26 protein-coding genes, 1 tRNA gene and 1 pseudogene are annotated in these 26,337 nt (G+C 59.6%); all 28 read right to left on the minus strand.

Annotated features, from left to right (window positions below; all coding sequences use genetic code 11):
* Complete coding sequence (rplN, locus tag G3N59_RS32595) at nt 1–369, minus strand: 50S ribosomal protein L14 (protein ID WP_205986960.1); 369 nt, start codon at nt 367–369, stop codon at nt 1–3.
* Nucleotides 370–724: 355 nt separating this feature from the next.
* Entirely contained in the window at nt 725–997 is a 273-nt protein-coding gene (gene rpsQ / locus G3N59_RS32600; protein ID WP_028206516.1) for a 30S ribosomal protein S17, read from the minus strand.
* Complete coding sequence (gene rpmC, locus G3N59_RS32605) at nt 994–1,188, minus strand: 50S ribosomal protein L29 (RefSeq protein WP_027819350.1); 195 nt, start codon at nt 1,186–1,188, stop codon at nt 994–996. Before rpmC ends, rpsQ begins: the two co-directional genes overlap by 4 nt.
* Before the next feature lie 11 nt (nt 1,189–1,199).
* Nucleotides 1,200–1,616, minus strand: coding sequence for a 50S ribosomal protein L16 (rplP, locus tag G3N59_RS32610; RefSeq protein ID WP_205986961.1), 417 nt, complete (start codon nt 1,614–1,616; stop codon nt 1,200–1,202).
* A gap of 2 nt (nt 1,617–1,618) precedes the next feature.
* The gene (rpsC, locus tag G3N59_RS32615; RefSeq protein ID WP_205986962.1) at nt 1,619–2,392 is read right to left on the minus strand and encodes a 30S ribosomal protein S3; all 774 of its coding nucleotides are present in this window, start codon (nt 2,390–2,392) and stop codon (nt 1,619–1,621) included.
* An 11-nt stretch (nt 2,393–2,403) separates the two neighbouring features.
* Nucleotides 2,404–2,733 (minus strand): 50S ribosomal protein L22, encoded by a 330-nt coding sequence (rplV, locus tag G3N59_RS32620; protein WP_004199272.1) that lies wholly within the window; start codon nt 2,731–2,733, stop codon nt 2,404–2,406.
* A gap of 12 nt (nt 2,734–2,745) precedes the next feature.
* Nucleotides 2,746–3,021 carry a 30S ribosomal protein S19 gene (gene rpsS, locus G3N59_RS32625; protein ID WP_027797286.1) on the minus strand — a complete coding sequence of 92 codons (276 nt, stop codon included), beginning with the start codon at nt 3,019–3,021 and terminating at the stop codon, nt 2,746–2,748.
* A 10-nt stretch (nt 3,022–3,031) separates the two neighbouring features.
* The gene (gene rplB, locus G3N59_RS32630) at nt 3,032–3,859 is read right to left on the minus strand and encodes a 50S ribosomal protein L2 (protein ID WP_205986963.1); all 828 of its coding nucleotides are present in this window, start codon (nt 3,857–3,859) and stop codon (nt 3,032–3,034) included.
* A gap of 2 nt (nt 3,860–3,861) precedes the next feature.
* On the minus strand, nt 3,862–4,176 hold the full coding sequence (gene rplW, locus G3N59_RS32635; protein WP_167065687.1) for a 50S ribosomal protein L23: 315 nt from the start codon (nt 4,174–4,176) through the stop codon (nt 3,862–3,864).
* Nucleotides 4,173–4,793, minus strand: a complete 621-nt coding sequence (gene rplD, locus G3N59_RS32640) for a 50S ribosomal protein L4 (protein ID WP_027819355.1) — start codon at nt 4,791–4,793, stop codon at nt 4,173–4,175. Before rplD ends, rplW begins: the two co-directional genes overlap by 4 nt.
* On the minus strand, nt 4,793–5,452 hold the full coding sequence (gene rplC / locus G3N59_RS32645; RefSeq protein ID WP_167065684.1) for a 50S ribosomal protein L3: 660 nt from the start codon (nt 5,450–5,452) through the stop codon (nt 4,793–4,795). The genes rplD and rplC overlap by 1 nt, the downstream gene beginning before the upstream one ends.
* A gap of 199 nt (nt 5,453–5,651) precedes the next feature.
* On the minus strand, nt 5,652–5,963 hold the full coding sequence (rpsJ, locus tag G3N59_RS32650) for a 30S ribosomal protein S10 (protein WP_027819357.1): 312 nt from the start codon (nt 5,961–5,963) through the stop codon (nt 5,652–5,654).
* 137 nt (nt 5,964–6,100) lie between these two features.
* Complete coding sequence (gene tuf, locus G3N59_RS32655) at nt 6,101–7,291, minus strand: elongation factor Tu (RefSeq protein WP_205986964.1); 1,191 nt, start codon at nt 7,289–7,291, stop codon at nt 6,101–6,103.
* Nucleotides 7,292–7,374: 83 nt separating this feature from the next.
* On the minus strand, nt 7,375–9,477 hold the full coding sequence (gene fusA / locus G3N59_RS32660; RefSeq protein WP_167065681.1) for an elongation factor G: 2,103 nt from the start codon (nt 9,475–9,477) through the stop codon (nt 7,375–7,377).
* A gap of 148 nt (nt 9,478–9,625) precedes the next feature.
* Entirely contained in the window at nt 9,626–10,096 is a 471-nt protein-coding gene (gene rpsG, locus G3N59_RS32665) for a 30S ribosomal protein S7 (RefSeq protein WP_006053291.1), read from the minus strand.
* 184 nt (nt 10,097–10,280) lie between these two features.
* A complete protein-coding gene (gene rpsL / locus G3N59_RS32670) occupies nt 10,281–10,661 on the minus strand; it encodes a 30S ribosomal protein S12 (protein WP_027821136.1) in 381 nt (126 codons plus the stop codon).
* 365 nt (nt 10,662–11,026) lie between these two features.
* Nucleotides 11,027–12,874, minus strand: a complete 1,848-nt coding sequence (recQ, locus tag G3N59_RS32675) for a DNA helicase RecQ (protein ID WP_205986965.1) — start codon at nt 12,872–12,874, stop codon at nt 11,027–11,029.
* A gap of 206 nt (nt 12,875–13,080) precedes the next feature.
* A complete protein-coding gene (locus G3N59_RS32680) occupies nt 13,081–13,407 on the minus strand; it encodes a hypothetical protein (RefSeq protein WP_205986966.1) in 327 nt (108 codons plus the stop codon).
* A gap of 281 nt (nt 13,408–13,688) precedes the next feature.
* On the minus strand, nt 13,689–17,948 hold the full coding sequence (gene rpoC / locus G3N59_RS32685; protein ID WP_205986967.1) for a DNA-directed RNA polymerase subunit beta': 4,260 nt from the start codon (nt 17,946–17,948) through the stop codon (nt 13,689–13,691).
* A 21-nt stretch (nt 17,949–17,969) separates the two neighbouring features.
* A complete protein-coding gene (gene rpoB / locus G3N59_RS32690) occupies nt 17,970–22,076 on the minus strand; it encodes a DNA-directed RNA polymerase subunit beta (RefSeq protein WP_205986968.1) in 4,107 nt (1,368 codons plus the stop codon).
* A gap of 384 nt (nt 22,077–22,460) precedes the next feature.
* Complete coding sequence (gene rplL, locus G3N59_RS32695; RefSeq protein WP_205986969.1) at nt 22,461–22,835, minus strand: 50S ribosomal protein L7/L12; 375 nt, start codon at nt 22,833–22,835, stop codon at nt 22,461–22,463.
* 75 nt (nt 22,836–22,910) lie between these two features.
* Complete coding sequence (gene rplJ / locus G3N59_RS32700) at nt 22,911–23,411, minus strand: 50S ribosomal protein L10 (protein ID WP_205986970.1); 501 nt, start codon at nt 23,409–23,411, stop codon at nt 22,911–22,913.
* A gap of 333 nt (nt 23,412–23,744) precedes the next feature.
* On the minus strand, nt 23,745–24,440 hold the full coding sequence (rplA, locus tag G3N59_RS32705) for a 50S ribosomal protein L1 (protein WP_205986971.1): 696 nt from the start codon (nt 24,438–24,440) through the stop codon (nt 23,745–23,747).
* Nucleotides 24,441–24,872 carry a 50S ribosomal protein L11 gene (gene rplK, locus G3N59_RS32710; protein ID WP_074987833.1) on the minus strand — a complete coding sequence of 144 codons (432 nt, stop codon included), beginning with the start codon at nt 24,870–24,872 and terminating at the stop codon, nt 24,441–24,443. It lies immediately after the preceding gene.
* 191 nt (nt 24,873–25,063) lie between these two features.
* Nucleotides 25,064–25,621 carry a transcription termination/antitermination protein NusG gene (gene nusG, locus G3N59_RS32715; RefSeq protein WP_027821101.1) on the minus strand — a complete coding sequence of 186 codons (558 nt, stop codon included), beginning with the start codon at nt 25,619–25,621 and terminating at the stop codon, nt 25,064–25,066.
* Between the two features lies 1 nt (nt 25,622).
* Entirely contained in the window at nt 25,623–26,003 is a 381-nt protein-coding gene (gene secE, locus G3N59_RS32720; RefSeq protein WP_205986972.1) for a preprotein translocase subunit SecE, read from the minus strand.
* A 38-nt stretch (nt 26,004–26,041) separates the two neighbouring features.
* A tRNA-Trp gene (locus G3N59_RS32725) sits at nt 26,042–26,117 on the minus strand.
* Between the two features lie 68 nt (nt 26,118–26,185).
* Nucleotides 26,186–26,337 (minus strand): annotated as a pseudogene (locus tag G3N59_RS32730) (elongation factor Tu); the annotation flags it as partial.

Raw genomic sequence — 26,337 nt, forward strand, 5'->3', positions numbered from 1 at the left:
TTACAGCACTTCCGGCGCAAGCGAAACGATCTTCATGAATCGTTCACCACGCAGCTCACGCGTAACCGGCCCGAAGATACGGGTGCCGATCGGCTCAAGCTTGGTATTCAAAAGCACGGCGGCGTTGCCATCGAACTTGATCAGCGAGCCGTCTTGACGGCGCACGCCCTTCGCGGTGCGAACCACAACAGCGTTGTAGATTTCGCCCTTTTTCACGCGCCCACGCGGCGTTGCCTCTTTGACGGTCACCTTGATGATGTCGCCAATGCTGGCATAACGACGCTTCGAGCCGCCGAGCACCTTGATGCACATGACTTCACGCGCACCCGTGTTGTCGGCTACTTCAAGCCGAGTTTCGGTCTGGATCATGGTTTATCTTTCCCAACTTAATCCGGTTGCGCCACCATGGCACATCCGGTCAGTCTTGGTCCCGTCAGCCGCGCCGCCACTAGAACGACCGCTCAGCTGCTTGGGTAAGAACAGCAGCGACGGCAAACGAAACCGGCCATCGCATTCCGGTGAATCTTGCAGATCCGGACTGGCGTCCGAACCACTTCCCTCACTACACCGCCCGTTGCTTTGCCAACAACGCGCCCATAAAGAGGGAAGACCAAGACTATAACTCTATAATCTTGGTCTCGCAAGCGAAATCTTTAGCGATTTCAACAACTTCTACTCCCCGGGGATGGTGCCAACTTCGGCTCCCCGGGGTTTGCGTCATTTTTTAGATGACGCGTGCTGCTTCGATCAGCTTCGACACGGTCCAGGCCTTCGTCTTCGAGAGAGGACGGGTCTCCTGGATTTCAACGAGGTCACCCTCGTTGTACGTGTTCGCTTCGTCGTGAGCGTGGTACTTCTTCGACTGCACGACGTACTTGCCGTAGATCGGGTGCTTGACGCGGCGCTCGACCAGAACGGTGACCGTCTTGTCCATCTTGTTGCTGACGACTTTGCCGACCAGCGTCCGCTTAAGCGAGGTTTTCACGCTTTCGTTCATTTCTGGTTCGCCTTCTGAGTCAGGACGGTCCGCACACGTGCGATGTCGCGACGAACCTTCTTCAGCTGGCTCGTGTTCGTGAGCTGCTGGGTCGCGAGTTGCATGCGCAGGCCGAATTGCGCCTTCAAGAGGTCCGACAGCTCTTGATCGAGCGCGGCCTTGTCTTTCTGAAGAAGTTCAGATGCCTTCATCAAATCACTCCTTAGGCGCCGAGCTGGCGAACCATGAAGACCGTCTTCAGCGGCAGCTTGGCTGCAGCCAGACGGAAGGCTTCACGGGCCAGTTCTTCGGACACACCATCCATTTCATACAGCATCTTGCCCGGCTGAATCTCAGCGACGTAGTACTCAGGGTTACCTTTACCGTTACCCATACGTACTTCCGCCGGCTTTTGCGAGATCGGCTTATCCGGGAAGATACGGATCCAGATGCGGCCACCACGCTTGATGTGACGCGTCATTGCACGACGTGCCGACTCAATCTGGCGTGCGGTCAGACGACCACGACCGATAGCCTTCAGACCGAATTCACCGAACGAAACTGCGTTGCCGCGAGTTGCGACGCCGGTGTTACGACCCTTCTGCTCTTTGCGATACTTCCTGCGTTTCGGTTGCAGCATCGTTATTCTCCAGTCTTGCCGTCACGACGCGGTGCGCCACGACGGGCACCCGGCGCGCCTTCACGGCCACGACGGTCGCCACCCGGACGAGCGTTGCGGCGCGGACGCTTTTCTTCGGCGACTTCTTCAACCACCGGTGCGTCGTTACGGCCGAGCGTGTCGCCCTTGTAGACCCAAACCTTCACGCCGATGATGCCGTACGTCGTCTTCGCTTCCGAGGTTGCGTAGTCGATGTCAGCACGCAGCGTGTGAAGCGGCACTCGACCTTCGCGGTACCATTCGGTACGTGCGATTTCGATACCGTTCAGACGGCCGGCGCTCATGATCTTGATGCCTTGGGCACCCAGACGCATCGCGTTCTGCATCGCGCGCTTCATTGCGCGACGGAACATGATGCGGCGCTCGAGCTGTTGCGTAATCGAGTCGGCGATCAGTTGCGCATCCGTTTCCGGCTTGCGAATTTCTTCGATGTTGACGTGAACCGGCACGCCCATGCGCTTTTGCAGTTCGGCCTTGAGGAGTTCGATGTCCTCGCCCTTCTTGCCGATAACCACACCCGGACGCGAGCTGTAAATCGTGATACGAGCGTTCTTAGCCGGACGCTCGATCACAACACGGCCCACCGAAGCGTTCTTCAGCTTCTTCTTCAGGTATTCACGAACACCGATGTCTTCCTTCAACATCGCCGCGAAATTGTTGTTGTTCGCGTACCAACGCGAAGCCCAATTGCGGCTGACGGCCAAACGGAAGCCAGTCGGATGAATTTTCTGTCCCATCGTATGGCTCCTTAATTCCCGACCGTCACAGTGATGTGACACGATTGCTTCTCGATGCGGTTACCGCGACCCTTAGCGCGTGCGGTAAAACGCTTCAGCGAAGCAGCCTTATCGACGTAGATGCTCTTGATCTTGAGCTCGTCGATGTCAGCACCTTCGTTGTGCTCTGCATTGGCGATTGCCGACAGCACAACCTTTTTCACGATGCCTGCCGCTTTCTTCGGCGAGAACGTCAGAACGTTCAGTGCCTTGTCGACCGGCAGACCGCGGATCTGGTCAGCCACAAGACGCGTCTTCTGCGCCGAGATGCGGGCACCGCGATGAATTGCCTTCACTTCCATCTTGATTGCCCCTTATTTCTTGGCCTTCTTGTCGGCTGCGTGACCCTTGAACGTACGGGTCAGTGCGAACTCGCCAAGCTTGTGGCCGACCATGTTTTCCGTGACATACACGGGAACGTGTTGACGGCCGTTATGAACGGCGATCGTCAGGCCGATGAAATCCGGCAGGATCGTCGAACGACGCGACCAGGTCTTGATCGGTTTCTTGTCGCGCGTTGCTGCAGCCGCCTCAACCTTCTTCAGCAAATGGGCGTCGCAGAACGGACCTTTCTTAATAGAACGTGCCATTGCCTACTCCTTAACGCTTGTGACGGCGCTGGACGATCATGCTCGTCGTGCGCTTGTTGCTGCGGGTGCGGTAGCCCTTAGCCGGCGTGCCCCACGGGCTAACCGGATCGCGACCAGCAGCAGTCTTGCCCTCACCACCACCGTGCGGGTGGTCGACCGGGTTCATTGCAACGCCACGGACCGTCGGGCGGATACCGCGCCAGCGGTTCGCGCCAGCCTTACCGATTTGACGGAGGCTGTGCTCTTCGTTGCCGACTTCACCGATCGTTGCGCGGCATTCAACGTGCACACGGCGGATTTCACCCGAGCGCAGGCGAACCTGAGCGTAGATGCCTTCGCGTGCCAGCAGCATTGCCGACGTACCAGCCGAACGCGCGATCTGCGCGCCCTTGCCCGGCAGCATTTCGATGCAGTGGATCGTCGTACCGACCGGAATGTTGCGGATCGGCAGGGTGTTACCTGCGCGGATCGGCGCTTCCGAACCCGACATGAGAGCCGTGCCAACCGTCACGCCCTTCGGCGCGATGATGTAGCGGCGCTCGCCGTCTGCGTACAGAACCAGCGCGATGTTCGCGCTACGGTTCGGATCGTATTCAAGACGCTCAACCTTCGCTGCGATACCGTCCTTGTTGCGACGGAAATCGATCACGCGGTAGTGCTGCTTGTGACCACCACCCTGGTGACGCGTCGTGATACGACCGTTGTTGTTACGACCGGCCTTCGAGGACTTCTTTTCGAGCAGCGCTGCGAACGGCGCACCCTTATGGAGGTCCTTGTTGACGATCTTGACCATCGCGCGGCGACCCGGCGAAGTCGGCTTAACTTTAACGATTGCCATGATTACTTGGCCTCCGCTTCAAAGTTGATTTCCTGGCCGGGCTTCAGGCAGACATACGCCTTCTTGACGTCCTTGCGCTTACCGTTGAAACGGCCGAAACGCTTGGCCTTGCCCTTCTGGACAAGCATGTTCACCGACTTGACTTCGACCTTGAACATCAGCTCGACAGCAGCCTTGACTTCCTGCTTGTTCGCGTCCGGCGCGACTTCGAAGACGACTTGCTCGTTCTTCTCAGCCACCAGGGTCGCCTTTTCGGAGATCACCGGTGCGAGCAGGACCTGCATCAAACGATGATCGTTCTTGCGAATCTCGCTCATGACAGCAACTCCTCGATCTGGGCAACCGCAGCCTTCGTGATCAGGATCTTCTTGAAGTAGATCAGCGAGAGCGGGTCGGCAAAGCGCGGCTCAACGACTGCCACGTGGGGCAGGTTGCGCGACGCCAGGAACAGGTTCTCGTCGACCGTGTCGGTGATGACCAGCACGGATTCGAGACCCATGGCCTTGAACTTTTCGGCCAGCAGCTTCGTCTTCGGTGCTTCGAGCGAAAACTCTTCGACGACCGAGATGCGGCCTTCACGGGCCAGCTGCGAGAAGATCGAGCAGAGGCCTGCGCGATGCATCTTCTTGTTGACCTTGTGAGCGAAGTTTTCTTCCGGCGAATTCGGGAAGATGCGACCACCGCCACGCCACAACGGGCTCGACGACATACCGGCACGAGCGCGGCCCGTACCCTTCTGACGCCACGGCTTCTTGGTGGTGTGCTTGACCTGCTCACGGTCCTTCTGCGCGCGGTTACCGCTGCGCGCGTTCGCCTGATAGGCGACAACGATCTGGTGAATCAGCGCTTCGTTGTAGTCACGGCCGAACACGACGTCCGACGCGTTAACTGCTGCGCCATCCTGACCATTAGCGTTCAGGAGCTTCAGTTCCATTATTGCGCTCCTTTCTTGACGCGTGCCTTGACAGCCGGCGTCACGAAAACCTTGCCACCCTTAGCACCGGGGACAGCACCCTTGACCAGCAGCAGCTTGCGCTCTGCGTCGATACGGGCGATTTCGAGGTTTTGCACCGTCACGGTTTCGTCACCCATGTGACCGGTCATGCGCTTACCCGGGAAAACACGACCCGGATCCTGCGCCATACCGATCGAGCCCGGCACATTGTGCGAGCGCGAGTTACCGTGCGAAGCACGACCCGAAGCAAAGTTGTAACGCTTGATGGTACCGGCGTAGCCCTTACCGATCGAGGTGCCTTGCACATCGACCTTCTGGCCTTCCGAGAAGAGATCCACACCGATCACGGCGCCATTCGACAGCTCGGCTGCCTTGGCGGCATCGATCTGGAATTCCTTGAGGATTTCACCGGCTTGAACACCGGCTTTGGCGAGATGACCTGCGATCGGCTTCGTCACGCGCGAAGCGCGGCGCGTACCGAACGCAACCTGAACGGCCGTGTAGCCGTCGGTTTCAACAGTCTTGATCTGCGTCACGCGGTTGTCGGACACGTCCAGCACGGTCACGGGAATCGAATCCCCGTCAGCCGTGAAGATACGCGTCATGCCAACCTTGCGACCTACGAGTCCAAGGCTCATCGTTTTCTCCATTCCCGACTGCGATTGGTCGGGGCTAATTTACAAAGTACCGGCATGTTTCCGGGGTAAAGGCCCGCAAAGACACACCGATTTTTTGCGCGAATGCGCGAAAAGACGTCAAGTATAACGTCCTCCCACGTTTTCCGCAAGCAATCAAAGACTTAGCGCGATCAGGCTATCCTGGCCGCGCTGGAGACTCTTACTGCAGCTTGATTTCGACGTCCACGCCAGCCGGGAGGTCCAGCTTCATCAGCGCGTCAACGGTCTTGTCCGTCGGGTCGACGATGTCCATCAGGCGCAGGTGGGTGCGGATTTCGAGCTGGTCGCGCGACGTCTTGTTGACGTGCGGCGAACGCAGGATGTCGAAACGTTGGATACGCGTCGGCAGCGGCACCGGACCGCGAACGATTGCGCCCGTACGCTTCGCCGTTTCGACGATTTCAGCAGCCGACTGGTCGATCAGGCGGTAGTCGAAAGCTTTCAGGCGGATACGGATTTTTTGGTTCTGCATGATGATTCCTTAAAAAGAGCGAGGCGGACTTGCGCCGCCAGACAATATAAAGAGCGTAGGACCACCCCGCGGCAAGGCGCCGCGGGGTGGTCCCTGGGTACATCAACTTCTACAGCAAGCCGAGTATTCTACTCGATTTACTCGATGATCTTCGCGACGACGCCAGCGCCGACGGTACGGCCACCTTCGCGGATTGCGAAGCGCAGACCTTCTTCCATCGCGATCGGAGCGATCAGCTTCACCGTGATCGACACGTTGTCGCCCGGCATGACCATTTCCTTGTCCTTCGGCAGCTCGATCGAGCCCGTCACGTCCGTCGTACGGAAGTAGAACTGCGGACGGTAGTTGTTGAAGAACGGCGTGTGACGGCCGCCTTCGTCCTTGCTCAGCACGTACACTTCAGCCGTGAAGTGCGTGTGCGGCTGGATCGAACCCGGCTTGGCCAGAACCTGGCCACGCTCGACGTCTTCACGCTTCGTGCCGCGCAGCAGGATACCGACGTTGTCGCCTGCCTGACCCTGGTCGAGCAGCTTGCGGAACATTTCCACGCCCGTGCAGGTCGTCTTCACCGTCGGCTTGATACCGACGATTTCGATTTCTTCGCCGACCTTGACGATGCCGCGCTCAACGCGACCCGTCACCACCGTGCCGCGACCCGAGATCGAGAACACGTCTTCAACCGGCATCAGGAAGGCGCCGTCAACTGCGCGCTCCGGCGTCGGGATGTACGTGTCGAGTGCGTCTGCCAGGCTCATGATCGCCACTTCGCCCAGTTCGCCCTTGTCGCCTTCCAGCGCCAGCTTGGCCGAACCCTTGACGATCGGGGTGTCGTCGCCCGGGAAGTCGTACTTCGAGAGAAGCTCGCGCACTTCCATTTCGACCAGCTCGAGCAGCTCGGCGTCGTCGACCATGTCGCACTTGTTCAGGAAGACGATGATGTACGGAACGCCAACCTGACGTGCCAGCAGGATGTGCTCACGCGTCTGCGGCATCGGGCCGTCAGCTGCCGAGCAAACCAGGATCGCGCCGTCCATCTGTGCCGCGCCCGTGATCATGTTCTTCACATAGTCAGCGTGGCCCGGGCAGTCGACGTGTGCGTAGTGGCGGTTAGCCGTTTCGTACTCGACGTGTGCGGTGTTGATGGTAATACCACGTGCCTTTTCTTCCGGCGCTGCATCGATCTGGTCGTATGCCTTCGCTTCGCCGCCAAACTTCTGCGTCAGAACCGTCGTGATTGCTGCCGTCAGCGTGGTCTTGCCGTGGTCAACGTGACCGATCGTGCCGACGTTGACGTGCGGCTTGGTCCGTTCGAATTTACCTTTTGCCATGTTTCTCTTCTTTCAAAAAAGTGGTGAATCGGTGACAGTGCGGGGCGAGTCCAGCCCATGCCGGACTCGCCTTGCGCCGATGCTTACTTCGCCTTCGCGCTAATGATCGCGTCGGCCACGTTACGCGGTGCTTCTGCGTAGTGCTTGAATTCCATCGTGTACGTTGCGCGGCCTTGCGACAGCGAGCGCAGCGACGTCGAGTAGCCGAACATTTCCGACAGCGGCACTTCGGCGCGAACGATCTTGCCGCCGCCAACCATGTCTTCCATGCCCTGGACGATACCGCGACGGCCCGACAGGTCGCCCATCACGTTGCCCATGTAGTCTTCCGGCGTTTCGACTTCGACGGCCATCATCGGTTCGAGGATGACCGGCTGCGCCTTGCGCATTGCTTCCTTGAACGCCATCGAACCGGCCATGCGGAACGCATTTTCGTTCGAGTCAACGTCGTGGTACGAACCGAACGTCAGGTGAACCTTGACGTCGACAACCGGGAAGCCCGCCAGCACGCCTGCCTTCAGCGTTTCCTGGATACCCTTGTCCACTGCCGGGATGAATTCGCGGGGGATCACACCACCCTTGATCTCGTCCAGGAACTCGTAGCCCTTGCCTTGCTCGTTCGGCTCAAGCGTGATGACAGCGTGACCGAACTGGCCGCGACCGCCCGACTGCTTGACGAACTTGCCTTCGACGTCCTTCGCCGTGGAGCGGATCGTTTCGCGGTATGCAACCTGCGGCTTGCCGACGGTCGCTTCCACGTTGAATTCACGCTTCATACGGTCGACCAGAATTTCGAGGTGGAGCTCGCCCATACCCGAAATGATGGTCTGGCCCGATTCCTCGTCCGTCTGGACGCGGAACGACGGGTCTTCCTGTGCCAGGCGGTTCAGGGCGAGGCCCATCTTTTCCTGGTCAGCCTTGGTCTTCGGCTCGACGGCCTGCGAAATCACCGGCTCCGGGAAAATCATGCGTTCCAGGATGATCGGGTTTTGCGGGTCGCACAGCGTGTCGCCCGTGGTTGCTTCTTTCAGGCCAACGGCTGCGGCGATGTCGCCTGCACGAACTTCCTTGATTTCTTCACGGTTGTTCGCGTGCATCTGCAGAATACGGCCGAGGCGTTCCTTCTTGCCCTTGGTCGAGTTCAGCACGGTGTCGCCCGAGTTGACGACGCCCGAGTACGCGCGGAAGAAGATCAGCTGGCCGACGAACGGGTCGGTCATGATCTTGAACGCGAGTGCCGAGAACTTTTCGTCGTCAGCTGCGCGGCGCTCTGCCTTCTCGCCGTTTTCGAGTTCGCCCGTGACCGGGGGAATGTCCACCGGCGACGGCAGGAAGTCGATCACGGCGTCGAGCATACGCTGCACGCCCTTGTTCTTGAACGCGGTGCCGCACAGCATCGGCTGGATTTCGCAAGCGATGGTACGGTCGCGGATGGCCTTGACGACTTCCGCTTCGGACAGCTCTTCGCCGCCGAGGTACTTTTCCATCAGCTCTTCGCTGGCTTCAGCAGCCGACTCGATCATCTTTTCGCGCCATTCGTTGCACGAGTCAACGAGTTCTGCGGGGATGTCGACGTAGTCGAACTTCGTGCCTTGCGACGCTTCGTCCCAAATGATCGCCTTCATCTTGATCAGGTCGACCACGCCCTGGAACGTGTCTTCTGCGCCGATAGGCACAACGACCGGAACCGGGTTCGCCTTCAGACGCGTCTTCAGCTGGTCGTAGACCTTGAAGAAGTTTGCGCCCGTACGGTCCATCTTGTTGACGAACGCGAGACGGGGAACCTTGTACTTGTTAGCCTGGCGCCACACGGTTTCCGACTGGGGCTGAACGCCGCCCACTGCGCAGTAAACCATGCATGCACCGTCGAGCACGCGCATCGAGCGCTCAACTTCAATCGTGAAGTCGACGTGGCCCGGGGTGTCGATGATGTTGATGCGGTGCTCAGGGTAGTTACCGCCCATGCCCTTCCAGAACGCGGTCGTAGCAGCGGAGGTAATCGTGATGCCACGCTCCTGCTCCTGCTCCATCCAGTCCATGGTCGCGGCGCCGTCGTGAACTTCACCAATCTTGTGGTTCACGCCGGTGTAAAACAGAATGCGCTCGGTCGTCGTCGTCTTGCCGGCGTCGATGTGAGCGCTAATACCGATGTTACGGTAGCGCTCGATAGGAGTCTTGCGAGCCACTTTGATCCTCTATCGGGAGGTGCGCGCCGGGGTCGAACCCGACTGGGTCGATCCCAACGCGCCTGAACACAAACGGGCGAGGCGCTTGATAAGCGCACCCGCCCGGAATTTTTTCCGTCTTTTGAGCCAACCCCAGAAGGGGTTTCTCTTAGAAGCGGAAGTGCGAGAACGCCTTGTTCGCTTCTGCCATCCGGTGAACTTCGTCGCGCTTCTTCATCGCGCCGCCACGGCCTTCGGCCGCTTCGGAGAGTTCACCTGCCAGACGCAGGGCCATCGACTTCTCGCTGCGCTTCTTCGCGGCTTCACGCAGCCAACGCATCGCCAATGCCATACGACGCGAGGGGCGCACTTCGACCGGAACCTGATAGTTCGCACCACCAACGCGGCGGCTCTTCACTTCCACCACCGGCTTCACGTTGTTGAGCGCGACAGTGAACACTTCCAGCGGGTCCTTGCCACCCTTGGTCTGGATCTGTTCGAAAGCGCCGTACACGATACGCTCGGCAACCGACTTCTTGCCGGAGAGCATCAGCACGTTCATGAACTTGGCTACATCAACGTTACCGAACTTCGGATCCGGCAACACTTCCCGCTTGGGGACTTCGCGACGACGCGGCATGTTTCTTCCTTTAACTTTTCAGTTGAAGCGGGGATCAACCCACGCTCCGCGGCCACCAACTAACCCGATTCATCCATTACGACTTACCAGCCTGGTCGGGTGACCACTTACTCGACAGCACCGGCCAATCCGGCACCTGTCGCTTGTATCGCCAACGCCCGAAAGCGCAGACGACGCTCGACTCTTACTTCGCAGCCTTCGCGCGCTTCGCGCCGTACTTCGAACGAGCCTGCTTACGATCCTTGACGCCCTGGGTATCCAGCGAGCCGCGAACCATGTGGTAACGCACACCCGGCAAGTCCTTCACACGGCCGCCGCGGATCAGCACAACCGAGTGTTCCTGCAGGTTGTGGCCTTCACCGCCGATGTACGAAATGACTTCGAAGCCGTTCGTCAGACGAACCTTTGCAACTTTACGAAGTGCCGAGTTCGGCTTCTTCGGCGTCGTCGTGTACACGCGGGTGCACACGCCGCGACGCTGAGGGCAGTCCTGCAGGGCCGGCGACTTGCTCTTCGTGACTTCCGAAGTGCGGCCTTTGCGAACCAGTTGATTGATGGTTGGCATTGTTTATTCCTGAAATTGAACAAAATCGACGCATTTATTTCCGGGCAAAGCGGAAAACCACGCATCTAAACTCTTACGAGAACTCCGGGTCTGGAATACAGCATCGACATCTGCGCCAGATCCACCACGATTCGCCAACGGATTGGCGAAACTGTCGACGAGCGCAGACATCCCAAGAACCGGAACCCAGCATGATATTCCGAAAATACCAAGCAAGTCAACGACTTGAGGTATTTCGGACGACAGAGAATATGACAGAAGCGCGACGGTGCGGCCGCATTAAAACCACCGCTCACCGTTAATCGGCGCGCTAAATAGCGGCGATACGGCACGCAGAGCCGATGGGACGGCGCGCAACCCCGCGCTCAATCGTCGCCGACGACTTCGACCAGCTCCTCGCCGAAACGCTCGAGCTTGCGCGCGCCGATGCCCGGGATGTCACGCAGCTCGTCCACCGATTCGGGACCGTTACGCGCAATTTCCGCCAGCGTGGCGTCATGGAAGATGACGTAGGCCGGCACGCCCTCGCTCTTCGCGGTTTCCGTGCGCCACAGCCGCAGGCGCTCCCAGCGCGAACGCTGGCGCGGGCTCATGCCCAGGGTCGGATCGGCGCGCTCGCTGGTGCGGCTCGACGACGCACGCGTGCGCGTAGGTTTCACATAGCGGCGCATCGTGACGTTCTGCTCGCCCTTGAGCACCGCCTTGCTGGCTTCGGTGAGCACGAGGGCGCCGTAGCCGTCGTGATCGACGGTGAGATAGCCGAACGCCACCAGTTGCCGGAAGATCGCGCGCCATTCGGGTTCGGACAGCGCGGCGCCGATGCCGAAGGTGGAAATCTTCTCGTGCCCGCGCTGCATGATCTTCTCGCTGCGATTGCCGCGCAGAATGTCGATCAGATGCCCGGCGCCGAAATTGAAGCCGCTCGCACGCTGCGCGCGGAACACGCAGGACAGCGCCATCTGCGCCTCGCGCGTGGCATCCCAGGTCGCCGGCGGCTCGATACAGTTATCGCAGTTGCCGCACGGCTTGCTCTCTTCGCCGAAATACGCGAGCAGACGCACGCGCCGGCAGGTGGCCGTCTCGCACAGGCCGAGCAGCGCGTCGAGCTTACCGGTCTGCACGCGCTTGTGCTGATCGTCGGCGTCGGACTCGTCGATCATCTTGCGCTGCTGCACTACGTCGCCGAGACCGTAGGCCATCCACGCATTGGCCGCCAGCCCGTCGCGGCCCGCGCGGCCGGTTTCCTGGTAGTAGCCTTCCACGCTCTTGGGCAGATCCAGGTGAGCGACAAAGCGCACATCGGGTTTATCGATACCCATGCCGAACGCGATGGTCGCGCACATCACCACGCCTTCTTCGCGCTGGAACAGCTCCTGGTGCTTCTGGCGCACCTCGAATTCCATGCCGGCGTGATACGGCAGCGCGCGGATGCCCTGGCCCTTTAGCCACTCGGCGGTTTCCTCGACCTTGCGTCGCGACAGGCAATAGATCACGCCGGCGTCGGTCGTGCCGTCCGCGCGCGTGTGCTCCGCGCGGATAAAGTCGAGCAGCTGGGTGCGCGCGTTGTCTTTTTCGACGATGCGATAGCGGATGTTCGGCCGATCGAAGCTGGAAACGAAGATGCGCGCGTCGTCGAGGGCGAGACGATGCACGATCTCGTCGCGCGTGATGGCGTCGGCGGTGGCCGTGAGCGCGATGCGCGGCACGTTCGGGAAACGCTCGTGCAGCACCGAAAGCTGGATGTACTCGGGGCGGAAATCGTGCCCCCATTGCGACACGCAATGCGCCTCGTCGATCGCGAACAGGCCGATGCGGGTGCGTTCGAGCAGATCGAGAAAGCGCGACGTCATCAGACGTTCCGGCGCCACGTAAAGCAGGTCGAGATCGCCTTCGCGCAGCGCGCGCTCAGTGGCCGCCGCTTCGGCGCCGCTGAGCGTCGAATTGAGATACGCCGCGCGCACGCCGACTTCGGTGAGCGCCGCCACCTGATCCTGCATCAGCGCGATCAGCGGCGAGACGACGATGCCCGCGCCCTGCCCGGCCTCATGGCGCACGAGCGCCGGAATCTGGTAGCAGAGCGACTTGCCGCCGCCGGTGGGCATGAGCACCAGCGAATCGCCCCCGCCCGCGACGTGTTCGACAATCTCGCCTTGCTGCCCTCGAAAAGCGGGATAACCGAAGACTTCGTTAAGGATTTCGAGGGAACGGGACATGAAGGCGGCGACTGAGTGGAGCGAAGGCGGTGGACCGGATTTTACCAACCCTCACGCGCCTTAACCGCCGCGGTCACGAAGATTGGCCATCCGGCCAGGGTTGAACGGCAGAAAACGGCTGCAGAAATGCAAAAAGGCGTGCACGAAACATGCACGCCCTTCAGTCAAAACACGCTCGAATCAGCCGGCGCCATTGCGCCGCGCGTTCAAGCCTCGCGCCGGCGCATGACCTGCAGCGCGCCGATGATCGTGACGATCCCCGCGACGAACGACACCGCCACCAGCAAACCGAGCGGCAACATCATGGCACTGCCCACCATGAACACGAGCGAGCCGACGATCAGCAGCAACGCGCCCATCTTCGCCTTGCGTGCGAGCTGCATGATGAAGCCGATGATCAGGAATGCCCACAAAACGAGGAACGTGGCGAAGAAGTTCGCGGCCTGTTCCTTGCCGACGAAATGCAGCAGATGCGAAAAGTTGGCGATGCACGCCACCAGATTCAGGATGAGACCGATCCCGACGAACCACATGATTACCGCCTCCAGATTCAGATAGATGCCGCCTGTCCGGTAGTACGAAACAACGCGCAAAGTCGGACGTGGCGCGCTACGTTAGCACGTGGCGCCGCCGCGCGCAGCGACCCTGCCAGCACTGCGGCGCGACGCCGCATACTCGCGATGACGTTATACAGAACACCTAAACGATTGCGCCAATAAAAAAGCCGTCTGGCGTGAACCAGACGGCTTGGTGACGTACTTGCGCTACGAGCGCTACAGCAGGCGGTTTGCACCGCCAGCCGTAACGTTTCGCTTTACTCGTCCGTCGTATGTTGCTGCGGCTGCACTTGCGGCTCTTCGGCGGCCGGGGCTTCCGGCGTACCGAATTCGAACGCTTCTTCCGCTGCGATCTGGTCGAAACGCTCGCGATCCGACGATTCCTTCGCACGGCGCGCCTTGTGGAAGGCGAGACCCGTACCAGCCGGAATCAGACGGCCGACGATGACGTTTTCCTTCAGGCCACGCAGATCGTCGCGCTTGCCCATGATCGCCGCTTCGGTCAGCACGCGGGTCGTTTCCTGGAACGATGCCGCCGAGATGAACGAGTCGGTCGAGAGCGATGCCTTCGTAATACCGAGCAGCACGTTCTCGTACGTCGCCGGACGCTTGTCTTCCGCGATCATCTTGTCGTTTTCGTCGAGCATGTCCGAACGCTCGACTTGTTCGCCAGGGATGAAACGCGTATCGCCGTTGTCGGTAATCTGAACGCGGCGCAGCATCTGACGCACGATCACTTCGATGTGCTTGTCGTTAATCTTCACGCCCTGCAGACGGTACACGTCCTGCACTTCGTCAACGATGTAACGCGACAGCGCTTCGATACCCTGCAGACGCAGGATGTCGTGCGGATCGGCCGGGCCGTCCACGATCATTTCGCCCTTGTTGACGACCTGTGCATCGTGAACCAGAACCTGCTTTTCCTTCGCGATCAGGAACTCGTGCTGATTGCCTTCGAGGTCCGTGATAACGAGACGCTGCTTGCCCTTCGTGTCCTTACCGAACGACGTCGTACCCGTGACTTCCGCCAGGATACCTGCGTCCTTCGGCGAACGTGCTTCGAACAGTTCCGCCACACGCGGCAGACCACCGGTAATGTCACGCGTCTTCTGCGCTTCAGTCGGGATACGTGCGAGCACTTCACCGACCTGCACTTGCTGACCGTCCTTCACCGTGATCAGAGCGCCGACCTGGAAGCCGATCTGCACCGAATGCTCGGTGTTCGGGATCTTGACTTCGTCGCCGTTCGCGTCGAGCAGCTTGACCTGCGGACGCACGCTCTTCGAAGCCTGCGAACCACGGCGCTTCACGTCGATCACGACCAGCGTCGAGAGACCCGTCACATCGTCGATCTGCTTGGCAACCGTCACGCCTTCTTCGACGTTTTCGAACTTCACCGTACCACCGTACTCGGTGATGATCGGGCGCGTCAGCGGATCCCACGTTGCGAGCTGCGTACCCGCCTTGATCACGTCGCCGTCGAGTTGCAGCAGCGTCGCGCCGTACGGCACCTTGTGACGCTCGCGCTCGCGGCCATGATCGTCGGCAATGATGGCTTCGCCCGAACGCGAAATGACGATCTGCTCGCCCTTCGCATTCGTGACGTAACGCATCGTCGCCGTGAAGCGGACCGTACCGTTCGACTTGGCTTCAACCGACGAAGCCACTGCTGCACGCGATGCCGCACCACCGATGTGGAACGTACGCATCGTCAGCTGCGTGCCCGGTTCACCGATCGACTGTGCTGCGATCACGCCGACAGCTTCGCCGACGTTCACGCGCGAACCACGACCCAGGTCGCGGCCATAGCACGATGCGCACAGACCGTAACGCGTTTCGCAGGTCAGCGGCGTGCGCACGCGCACTTCGTCGATACCGAGGCGTTCGATTTCTTCGACCGCGTCTTCGTCGAGCAGGTCGCCCGAAGCGTAGATCGTTTCCTGCGTTTCCGGGTTGACGACGTCTGCCACTGCCACACGGCCGAGAATACGGTCGCGCAGCGCTTCGACGACTTCACCGCCTTCCACGAGTGCCTTCATCGCCACGCCGTTCGACGTGCCGCAATCTTCTTCGACGACCACGAGATCCTGCGTCACGTCGACGAGACGACGCGTCAGGTAACCCGAGTTCGCGGTCTTCAGTGCCGTATCAGCCAGACCCTTACGTGCACCGTGGGTCGAGATGAAGTACTGCAACACGTTCAGACCTTCACGGAAGTTCGCGGTAATCGGCGTTTCGATAATCGAGCCGTCCGGCTTCGCCATCAGGCCGCGCATACCCGCCAGCTGGCGAATCTGGGTTGCGGAACCCCGCGCGCCCGAGTCGGCCATCATGTAGATCGAGTTGAACGATTCCTGACGCGTTTCGTTGCCGTCACGGTCGATAACCGGTTCCGTCGCGAGCTGCTCCATCATCGCCTTGCCGACCGCTTCCGACGTGTTCGACCAGATGTCGACCACGTTGTTGTAGCGTTCCTGCGCGGTGACGAGACCCGACATGTACTGACGGTCGTATTCCTTCACCTTCTTCGCGGCGTCGCCGACGATGGTTTCCTTCTGCGGCGGTACGAGCATGTCGTCCACGCAGATCGAAATACCGGCGCGCGTTGCCAGGCGGAAACCCGACTGCATCAGCTGGTCAGCGAAGATCACCGTTTCGCGCAGACCGCACTTGCGGAATGCCGTGTTGATCAGGCGCGAAATTTCCTTCTTCTTCAGCGGCTTGTTCAGCACCGAGAACGGCAGACCCGGCGGCAGAATTTCCGACAGGATCGAACGGCCGACAGTCGTCGCGTACAGCGTGATCTTCGGCACGAATGCCGGTGCGCCTTCCGATTTGTCCTCGTTGTGGACCATTTCGGTAATACGCACGTTCACACGCGAAGCCAGCTCGACTTCCTTGTTCTCGTAGGCGCGCAGCACTTCCGAGACGCCCGTGAACGTCATGCCTTCGCCCTTGCCATTGATCGCTTCACGCGTGGCGTAGTACAGGCCCAGCACGATATCCTGCGACGGCACGATCGACGGATCGCCGTTGGCCGGGAACAGGACGTTGTTCGACGCCAGCATCAGCGTGCGCGCTTCCATCTGCGCTTCGAGCGACAGCGGAACGTGAACAGCCATCTGGTCACCGTCGAAGTCGGCGTTGAACGCCGCGCAAACGAGCGGGTGCAGCTGGATAGCCTTACCTTCGATCAGCACCGGCTCGAAAGCCTGAATGCCAAGACGGTGAAGCGTCGGTGCACGGTTCAGCATGACCGGATGTTCGCGGATCACCTCTTCGAGGATGTCCCACACCACCGGCGTCTGGTTCTCGACTTCCTTCTTCGCAGCCTTGATGGTCGTCGCGACGCCCATCGTTTCCAGCTTGTTGAAGATGAACGGCTTGAACAGTTCGAGCGCCATCAGCTTGGGCAGACCGCACTGATGCAGCTTGAGCGTCGGGCCCACCACGATGACCGAACGGCCCGAGTAGTCCACGCGCTTACCCAGCAGGTTCTGACGGAAACGACCGCCCTTACCCTTGATCATGTCGGCGAGCGACTTCAGCGGACGCTTGTTGGCGCCCGTCATCGCCTTACCGCGACGGCCGTTATCGAGCAGCGAGTCAACCGCTTCCTGGAGCATCCGCTTTTCGTTGCGGACGATGATCTCCGGCGCCTTCAGCTCGAGCAGACGCTTCAGACGGTTGTTACGGTTGATGACGCGGCGATACAGGTCGTTCAGGTCCGAGGTCGCGAAGCGGCCACCGTCCAGCGGCACCAGCGGACGCAGTTCGGGCGGCAGCACCGGCAGCACTTCGAGCACCATCCATTCGGGCTTGATGCCCGAACGCTGGAAAGCCTCGAGCACCTTCAGGCGCTTGGCGTACTTCTTGATCTTCGCTTCCGAGCCGGTGTTCTTCAGCTCGGTGCGCAGCGTTTCGACCTGTTCGTCGATGTTGATCGCACGCAGCAGTTCACGCACGCCTTCCGCGCCCATCTCAGCGCGGAATTCGTCACCGTACTCTTCGACCTTATTGTAGTAATCCTCTTCGGTCATGATCTGACGCGCCTTCAGCGGCGTCATGCCCGGTTCGATCACCACATATGCTTCGAAGTACAGCACGCGTTCGATGTCGCGCAGCGTCATGTCGAGCACCATGCCCAGACGCGACGGCAGCGACTTCAGGAACCAGATGTGCGCGACCGGCGAGGCCAGTTCGATGTGGCCCATGCGTTCGCGACGCACCTTCGCCAGCGTGACTTCAACGCCGCACTTCTCGCAGATCACGCCACGATGCTTCAGGCGCTTGTACTTGCCGCAAAGGCATTCGTAGTCCTTGATCGGACCAAAAATCTTTGCGCAGAACAGGCCATCGCGTTCGGGCTTGAACGTACGGTAGTTGATGGTCTCCGGCTTCTTCACTTCGCCGAACGACCACGAGCGGATCTTGTCCGGCGAGGCCAGACCGATCTTGATCGCGTCAAAAACTTCTTCTTGTTGGACTTGCTTGAATAGATCGAGCAGAGCTTTCATTGCCTTCTCTCCGTAGTCCGATTAGTTGCGGTCGAGGTCGATGTCGATACCGAGCGAACGGATTTCCTTCACCAGCACATTGAAGGATTCCGGCATGCCCGCATCGATCACGTGGTCGCCCTTGACGAGGTTCTCATACACCTTCGTCCGGCCCGTCACGTCATCGGACTTCACCGTCAACATTTCCTGCAGCACGTACGAAGCGCCATACGCTTCGAGCGCCCACACTTCCATTTCACCGAAGCGCTGGCCACCGAACTGCGCCTTACCACCCAGCGGCTGCTGCGTGACGAGCGAGTACGGACCCGTCGAACGCGCGTGCATCTTGTCGTCGACAAGGTGGTGCAGCTTCAGGTAGTGCATGTAGCCCACGGTCACCGTACGTTCGAACATTTCGCCCGTGCGGCCGTCGTACAGACGGACCTGGTTCTTCGACGGCGTCATGCCGAGGTTCTGTGCGATGTCGTCCGGGAATGCCAGATCGAGCATCTTGCCCATTTCCTCTTCCGTCGCACCGTCGAACACCGGCGTTGCGAACGGCACGCCTTCGCGCAGGTTCTTCGCCAGTTCGAAGATGTCGTCGTCGCTGAAGCTGTCGAGGTCTTCCTTGTGGCCCGACTCGTTGTAGATCTTCGTGAGGAACTCACGCAGTTCTGCAATCTTCGTCTGACGCGCAAGCATCTCGCCAATACGCCAGCCCAGACCCTTAGCGGCCCAGCCCAGGTGCACTTCGAGAACCTGACCCACGTTCATCCGTGACGGAACGCCCAGCGGGTTCAGCACGACGTCGGCCGGACGGCCATCGGCCATGTACGGCATGTCTTCGATCGGCACGATCTTCGACACGACACCCTTGTTACCGTGACGGCCTGCCATCTTGTCGCCAGGCTGCAGACGGCGCTTCACTGCCAGGTACACCTTGACCATCTTCAGCACGCCCGGCGGCAGTTCGTCGCCTTGCGTGAGCTTCTTGCGCTTCTCTTCGAACGCCAGATCGAACTGGTGACGCTTTTCTTCGATCGAGTTCTTGATGGCTTCGAGCTGCGCCGCTGCTTCTTCGTCCGCGAGGCGGATGTCGAACCAGTGGTAGTGGTCGAGGTCGCTCAGGTAAGCCTGGTCGATCTTCGTACCCTTCGCGAGCTTCTTCGGACCACCGTTCGCGACCTTGCCGTCGAGCATACGTGCGAGACGCTGGAACGCGTCGCCTTCCACGATACGCAACTGGTCGTTCAGGTCGAGGCGATAGCGCTTCAGTTCATCGTCGATGATCTGTTGAGCACGCTTGTCGCGGGTGATGCCTTCACGCGTGAACACCTGCACGTCGATGACCGTGCCGCTCATGCCCGACGGCACGCGCAGCGACGTGTCCTTCACGTCCGAAGCCTTCTCGCCGAAGATCGCGCGCAGCAGCTTTTCTTCCGGCGTGAGCTGGGTTTCGCCCTTCGGCGTGACCTTGCCCACCAGCACGTCGCCCGCTTCGACTTCCGCGCCGATGTACACAATGCCCGACTCGTCGAGACGGCCAAGCTGCACTTCTGCGAGGTTCGAAATATCGCGCGTGATTTCTTCCGGTCCGAGCTTCGTGTCGCGAGCAACGACATTCAGTTCTTCGATGTGGATCGACGTGTAACGGTCGTCGGCAACCACCTTCTCCGAGATCAGGATCGAATCTTCGAAGTTGTAGCCGTTCCACGGCATGAACGCGATCAGCATGTTCTGGCCGAGCGCGAGCTCGCCCAGGTCGGTCGATGCGCCGTCGGCCAGCACGTCGCCGCGCGAGACCTTGTCGCCCATCTTCACGATCGGACGCTGATTGATGTTCGTGTTCTGGTTCGAACGCGTGTACTTGATCAGGTTGTAGATATCAACGCCAACCTCACCTGCCACCGCTTCGTCGTCGTTCACACGAATCACGATACGGCCTGCGTCGACGTAGTCGACCACGCCGCCACGCAGCGCCTGAACCGTCGTACCCGAGTCGACCGCAACGGTGCGCTCGATACCCGTACCGACGACCGGCTTTTCCGGACGCAGGCAAGGCACGGCCTGACGCTGCATGTTCGAACCCATCAGTGCACGGTTCGCGTCGTCGTGCTCGAGGAACGGAATCAGCGATGCTGCCACCGAGACGATCTGCGACGGCGCCACGTCCATGTACTGGATGCGGTCCGGCGTGACCATCAGCGTTTCGCCCGCTTCACGCGACGAAACGAGTTCGTCGGTCAGCGTGCCGTCTTCAGCCACCATCGCGTTCGCCTGAGCGATCACGTAACGGCCTTCTTCGATCGCCGACAGGTAATCGATCTGGTCGGTCACCTTGCTGTCCACAACCTTGCGATACGGCGTTTCGAGGAAGCCGTATTCGTTCAGGTGCGCGTACAGTGCGAGCGAGTTAATCAGACCAATGTTCGGACCTTCCGGCGTTTCAATCGGGCACACGCGGCCGTAGTGGGTCGGGTGCACGTCGCGGACTTCAAAGCCAGCGCGCTCGCGCGTCAGACCGCCCGGGCCAAGTGCCGAAACACGGCGCTTGTGGGTGATTTCCGACAGCGGGTTGGTCTGGTCCATGAACTGCGACAGCTGCGACGAACCGAAGAACTCGCGAATCGCCGACGAAATCGGCTTCGAGTTGATCAGGTCGTGCGGCATCAGGTTTTCGCTTTCGGCCTGGCCGAGGCGTTCCTTGACTGCACGTTCGACACGCACGAGACCTGCGCGGAACTGGTTTTCCGCCAGTTCGCCGACGCAACGCACACGACGATTGCCCAAGTGGTCGATGTCGTCCACTTCGCCCTTGCCGTTACGCAGCTCGACCAGGATCTTGATCGTCGCGAGGATGTCGTCGTCCTGCAGCGTCATCGGGCCGACGATTTCGTCACGGCCCACGCGGCGGTTGAACTTCATACGACCCACCTTCGAGAGGTCGTACGCTTCTTCGCTGTAGAACAGACGGTTGAACAGCGCCTCGACCGCTTCTTCGGTCGGCGGTTCGCCCGGACGCATCATGCGGTAGATCGCGATGCGAGCGGCCATCTTGTCGGCGGTTTCGTCGATACGCAGCGTCGACGAGATGTAAGGACCTTGATCCAGATCGTTCGTGTAGAGCGTCTGGATGTCCTTGATCTTCGCTTCGCGCAGCTTGTCGAGCACGCCTTCGGTCACTTCGTCGTTCGCGTTAGCGATGACTTCGCCCGTATCGCCGTCGACGACGTTCTTCGCGAGAACGCGGCCGAGCAGATAATCTTCGGGGACCGAAATGAAGGTGGTCTTCGCGCTTTCGAGGTCGCGGATGTGCTTGGCGTTGATACGCTTGTCCTTCTGGACAATGACCTTGCCATCACGATCGGTGATATCGAAACGCGCGACTTCGCCTCGCAGACGCTCCGGCACGAACTCCATCTGCGCGCCTTCCGGCATCAGCGTGAAGTTGTCGAACACGAAGAAGTTAGCGAGGATCTGTTCCGGCGTCAGGCCGATAGCCTTCAGCAGGATCGTGACCGGCATCTTGCGACGGCGGTCGACGCGGAAGTACAGCACGTCCTTCGGGTCGAACTCGAAATCGAGCCACGAACCGCGGTAAGGAATGATACGTGCCGAGAACAGCAGTTTGCCCGAGCTGTGCGTCTTGCCCTTGTCGTGTTCGAAGAACACGCCCGGCGAGCGGTGCAGCTGCGAGACGATGACACGTTCCGTGCCGTTGATGACGAAGGAGCCAGTAGGCGTCATGAGCGGAATTTCGCCCATGTACACTTCCTGTTCCTTCACTTCCTTCACGACCGGCTTGCTCGGCGATTCCTTGTCGAGCAGCACAAGGCGCACCTTGGCACGCAGCGCCGAGCAGTACGTCAGACCGCGTTGCTGGCATTCCTTGATGTTGAATGCCGGCGACGACAGCATGTAGCTGACGAACTCTAGACGAGCAAAGCCGTTATGGGAAACAATAGGAAAAACAGACGTGAACGCTGCTTGCAGACCTTCCGACTTGCGCTGGGCGCTCGCCGTTTCTGCTTGCAGGAACGTACTGAATGATTCAAGCTGGGTTGCCAGCAGGAAAGGAACTTGGTGAACGATGGGGCGTTTCGCGAAACTCTTGCGAATACGCTTCTTCTCGGTGAAGGAATATTGCATACGATCTCCGAATCACGGCGGGTAGGACGACCCGAGTGTTCACCGACTGAGACCCGATGGCTGCGCGAGCCCTGGAAGCTTGGTGGTTGGCCTCTACCAACCGCTGGCTGACGGCAGCGGATACCGGCTTGTCATAACTTGCCCGCTGCCCGACCAAACTTGCCTTCTGCAGTCGCTTCAGAAGACAAAGAGAAGCGTCGTGCGCACAGACGGCGTTCAAAAACCCACCCTGCACAAGACGTTTTTCTTTGGCTTCTGGGTCCCGCATCCCGCCTCCGATTTCGAAAAACTGCCGAAAAATCGAACACTAAAAACGCAGAACCCACAAAGCACAAAAAGGCCGGCGGTGTAAAAACCGCCAGCCTTCGCACAGCGCGCTGAAACTTACTTGATTTCAGCCTTCGCGCCGGCTTCTTCCAGCTTCTTCTTGGCTTCTTCAGCAGCAGCCTTGGGCACAGCTTCCTTAACAGGCTTCGGTGCACCGTCAACCAGGTCCTTCGCTTCCTTCAGGCCGAGACCCGTCAGTTCGCGAACAGCCTTAATGACCGAAACCTTGTTTGCGCCTGCTTCGAGCAGGTTGACCGTGAATTCGGTCTGCTCTTCAGCAGCAGCTGCTGCGCCGCCGCCTGCCGGGCCTGCGACTGCCACAGCAGCTGCCGACACGCCAAACTTCTCTTCGAATGCCTTGACCAGTTCGTTCAGTTCGAGAACCGACATCGCGCCAACGGCTTCGAGGATGTCTTCTTTTGCGATTGCCATTTGAAATTACTCCAGATTTGAATTCGGAAACAGCTAGCGATATTCGCTCGCTCTTGCTTGTTCGACTGCCTGAAATCAGGCAGCTTCTTCTGCTTGCTTCTTCTCTGCCAGCGCGGCGAGTGCACGCGCGAAGCCGGAGACAGGAGCTTGCATAACGAACAGCAGCTTCGAGAGCAGTTCTTCGCGGCTCGGGATGCTGGCCAGCGCTTGCACGCCCGCCTTGTCCATCACGTTGCCTTCGTAGGAACCAGCCTTGATGACCAACTTGTCATTGCTCTTTGCGAAGTCGTTCACGACCTTCGCTGCAGCAATTGCATCTTCCGAGATGCCGTAGATCAGGGGGCCAGTCATCTGCTCTGCCAGCGGAGCAAACGGGGTACCTTCAACGGCGCGACGCGCCAGCGTGTTCTTCAACACGCGGAGGTACACCTGCTGCTCACGCGCTTTCGCGCGCAGCTTGGTCAGATCGCCAACCGCGATTCCACGATACTCGGCCAGCACCATGGTCTGAGCCTTCGCGACTTGCGCGGAGACTTCAGCCACGACGGCCTGCTTACCTTCTTTGTTCAGTGGCACGGTTAACCTCCAGATTCGACACCCAACGCGATTGCGCCAGATGCCGCGTTCAACAACGGCGACCGACCAGTCCGGAGTAAATCAGTTTGCATCGTCAGACGTTGCCGTCTGCTTTGCTCACATCAACACTTCAAAACCTTTTCGGGTTCGCCATCTGCGTTGGCTTTGCATTAAGGAAGCACCCAACTGCTGCACTTCCACCAACGGTCTTTGACAACCGGTTGCGCGATGCGGTACTTGCCACCGCACAACCGCCCAAAGCCCTTTAAATCCGCGCTGCTGCCCTTTCGAACTTCAGCGCGGCAAAACTTTTCGCGACGCTTACTGCAACAATCAGGCTGCCAGCGACGACTGGTCGACGCGAACGCCAACGCCCATCGTGCTCGAAACAGCGATCTTGCGCAGGTACACGCCCTTGCTCGTTGCCGGCTTGGCCTTGGTCAGCGCTTCGAGGAGCGCGTCCAGGTTGCTGCGCAGCGCAGCTGCTTCGAACGATGCACGGCCGATAGTCGCGTGGATGATACCGGCCTTGTCGACACGGAATTGCACCTGACCAGCCTTCGCGTTCTTGACCGCGGTAGCGACGTCCGGCGTAACCGTACCGACCTTCGGGTTCGGCATCAGGCCGCGCGGGCCGAGGATCTGACCGAGCGTACCGACAACGCGCATCGTGTCCGGCGAAGCGATCACGATGTCGAAGTTCAGGTTGCCGCCCTTGATCTGTTCAGCCAGGTCTTCCATGCCGACGATTTCCGCGCCAGCTGCCTTAGCCTGTTCAGCCTTTTCGCCCTGTGCGAACACAGCAACGCGAACCGACTTACCCGTACCTGCCGGCAGAACGACCGAACCACGAACGACCTGGTCCGACTTCTTTGCATCGATGCCGAGCTGGACTGCAACGTCGATCGACTCGTTGAACTTCGCCGTAGCGCATTCCTTCACGAGCGACAGAGCGTCAGCGATCGGGTACTGCTTCTGACGGTCAATCTTGGCAGCCAGTGCCTGTTGACGCTTCGAAACCTTAGCCATTTACACGCCCTCCACGACGATGCCCATCGAACGGGCGCTACCAGCGATCGTACGAACCGCTGCATCCATATCGGCTGCCGTGAGGTCCGGCATCTTGGTCTTGGCGATTTCTTCAGCTTGCGCGCGGGTGATCGTAGCGACCTTGTCCGTGTGCGGCTTTGCCGAACCCTTGTCGACCTTCGCTGCCTTCTTGATCAGAACGGTAGCCGGCGGCGTCTTCAGGACGAACGTGAAGCTCTTGTCAGCGAACGCGGTGATGACGACCGGAATCGGCAGACCCGGTTCCAGAGCCTGGGTCTGCGCGTTGAACGCCTTGCAGAACTCCATGATGTTCAGGCCGCGCTGGCCCAGTGCCGGACCGACCGGCGGCGACGGGTTGGCTTTACCTGCAGGAATCTGCAGCTTGATAAAGCCGATGATTTTCTTTGCCATGTTGAAAACCTCAATGGAACGCGTGAGCGTTCAGGTGAGTGGTAGCGCGCTTTCGCAGACTCTTCGCTGTGCCAATCGCTTTGGCGACATTTACAGCCGATCGTGCTACTGGCGCTCCTCTACGGCCATGACGCGGACCGTAAGCGCGGAAAAACGGACCGCACCCGAAAGTGCGATCCGTCGTATTCGATTTACAGCTTTTCGACCTGGCCGAATTCGAGTTCGACCGGTGTGGCGCGACCAAAAATGGTGACGGAGACCCGGACGCGCGATTTTTCGTAGTTGACTTCTTCGACGCTGCCGTTGAAGTCCGTGAACGGACCTTCCTTCACGCGGACCATCTCGCCGACTTCGAACAGGGTCTTGGGGCGCGGCTTCTCAACGCCTTCCTGCATCTGCGACATGATCTTTTCGACTTCGCGCGGCGAAATCGGGCTCGGGCGATTGCGCGCCCCGCCGACGAAACCGGTCACCTTTGCCGTGTTCTTCACGAGGTGCCACGTTTCGTCCGTCATTTCCATCTCAACCAGGACGTAGCCCGGGAAGAAACGACGTTCGGTCACTGACTTGTGACCACCCTTCACCTCGACCACTTCTTCAGTCGGAACGAGGATCTGGCCAAACTTATCCTGCATGCCGGCACGATCGATGCGCTCCTGAAGCGCACGTTGCACGCTCTTCTCCATGCCGGAGTAGGCGTGCACCACATACCAACGTTTTCCGCTCGGGGATGCCGGTGTATCGCTCATATCATTTCCAACCCAGAATCGCCGAGAAAATCACCCATTCGATGGATTTGTCGCAAACCCACAGAACTACGGCCATTACCAGCACAAAACCGAAGACCACCAGAGTCGTTTGCGTGGCTTCCTTGCGAGTCGGCCAGACGACCTTGCGAACTTCCTTGTACGAGTCTTTGGCAAACGCGATGAAGCTCTTGCCGGGCGCCGAAAGAAGACCGACTACCACCCCCGCGACCACACCAACTACAAGTGCTGCACCGCGGACATACCACTCCTGGCTACCGAGCCAGTAGAACCCTACGAACCCGGCCACAACCAACAATACGCCCACTACAAGCATCAGCTTGTCGCTGGAAGTATTAACAGTTTCGACGGAAGGATTCGCCATAACACCTTAAAGAACAACGCGCCAGAGGCGCGGGAAGTTGGCAGGGGCAGAGGGAATCGAACCCCCAACCTTCGGTTTTGGAGACCGACGCTCTGCCAGTTGAGCTATACCCCTAAACCATTTTGGGGTGATGGTTACACCACCCCGAAACCACTCAGTCGATCAACGAGACTGGCAAAAACTTACTCGATGATCTTAGCAACCACACCAGCGCCGACGGTACGGCCACCTTCGCGGATTGCGAAGCGCAGACCTTCTTCCATCGCGATCGGAGCGATCAGCTTCACCGTGATCGACACGTTGTCGCCCGGCATGACCATTTCCTTGTCCTTCG

The sequence above is a fragment of the Paraburkholderia sp. Ac-20340 genome, from assembly GCF_017104965.1.
Classification (GTDB): Bacteria; Pseudomonadota; Gammaproteobacteria; order Burkholderiales; family Burkholderiaceae; genus Paraburkholderia.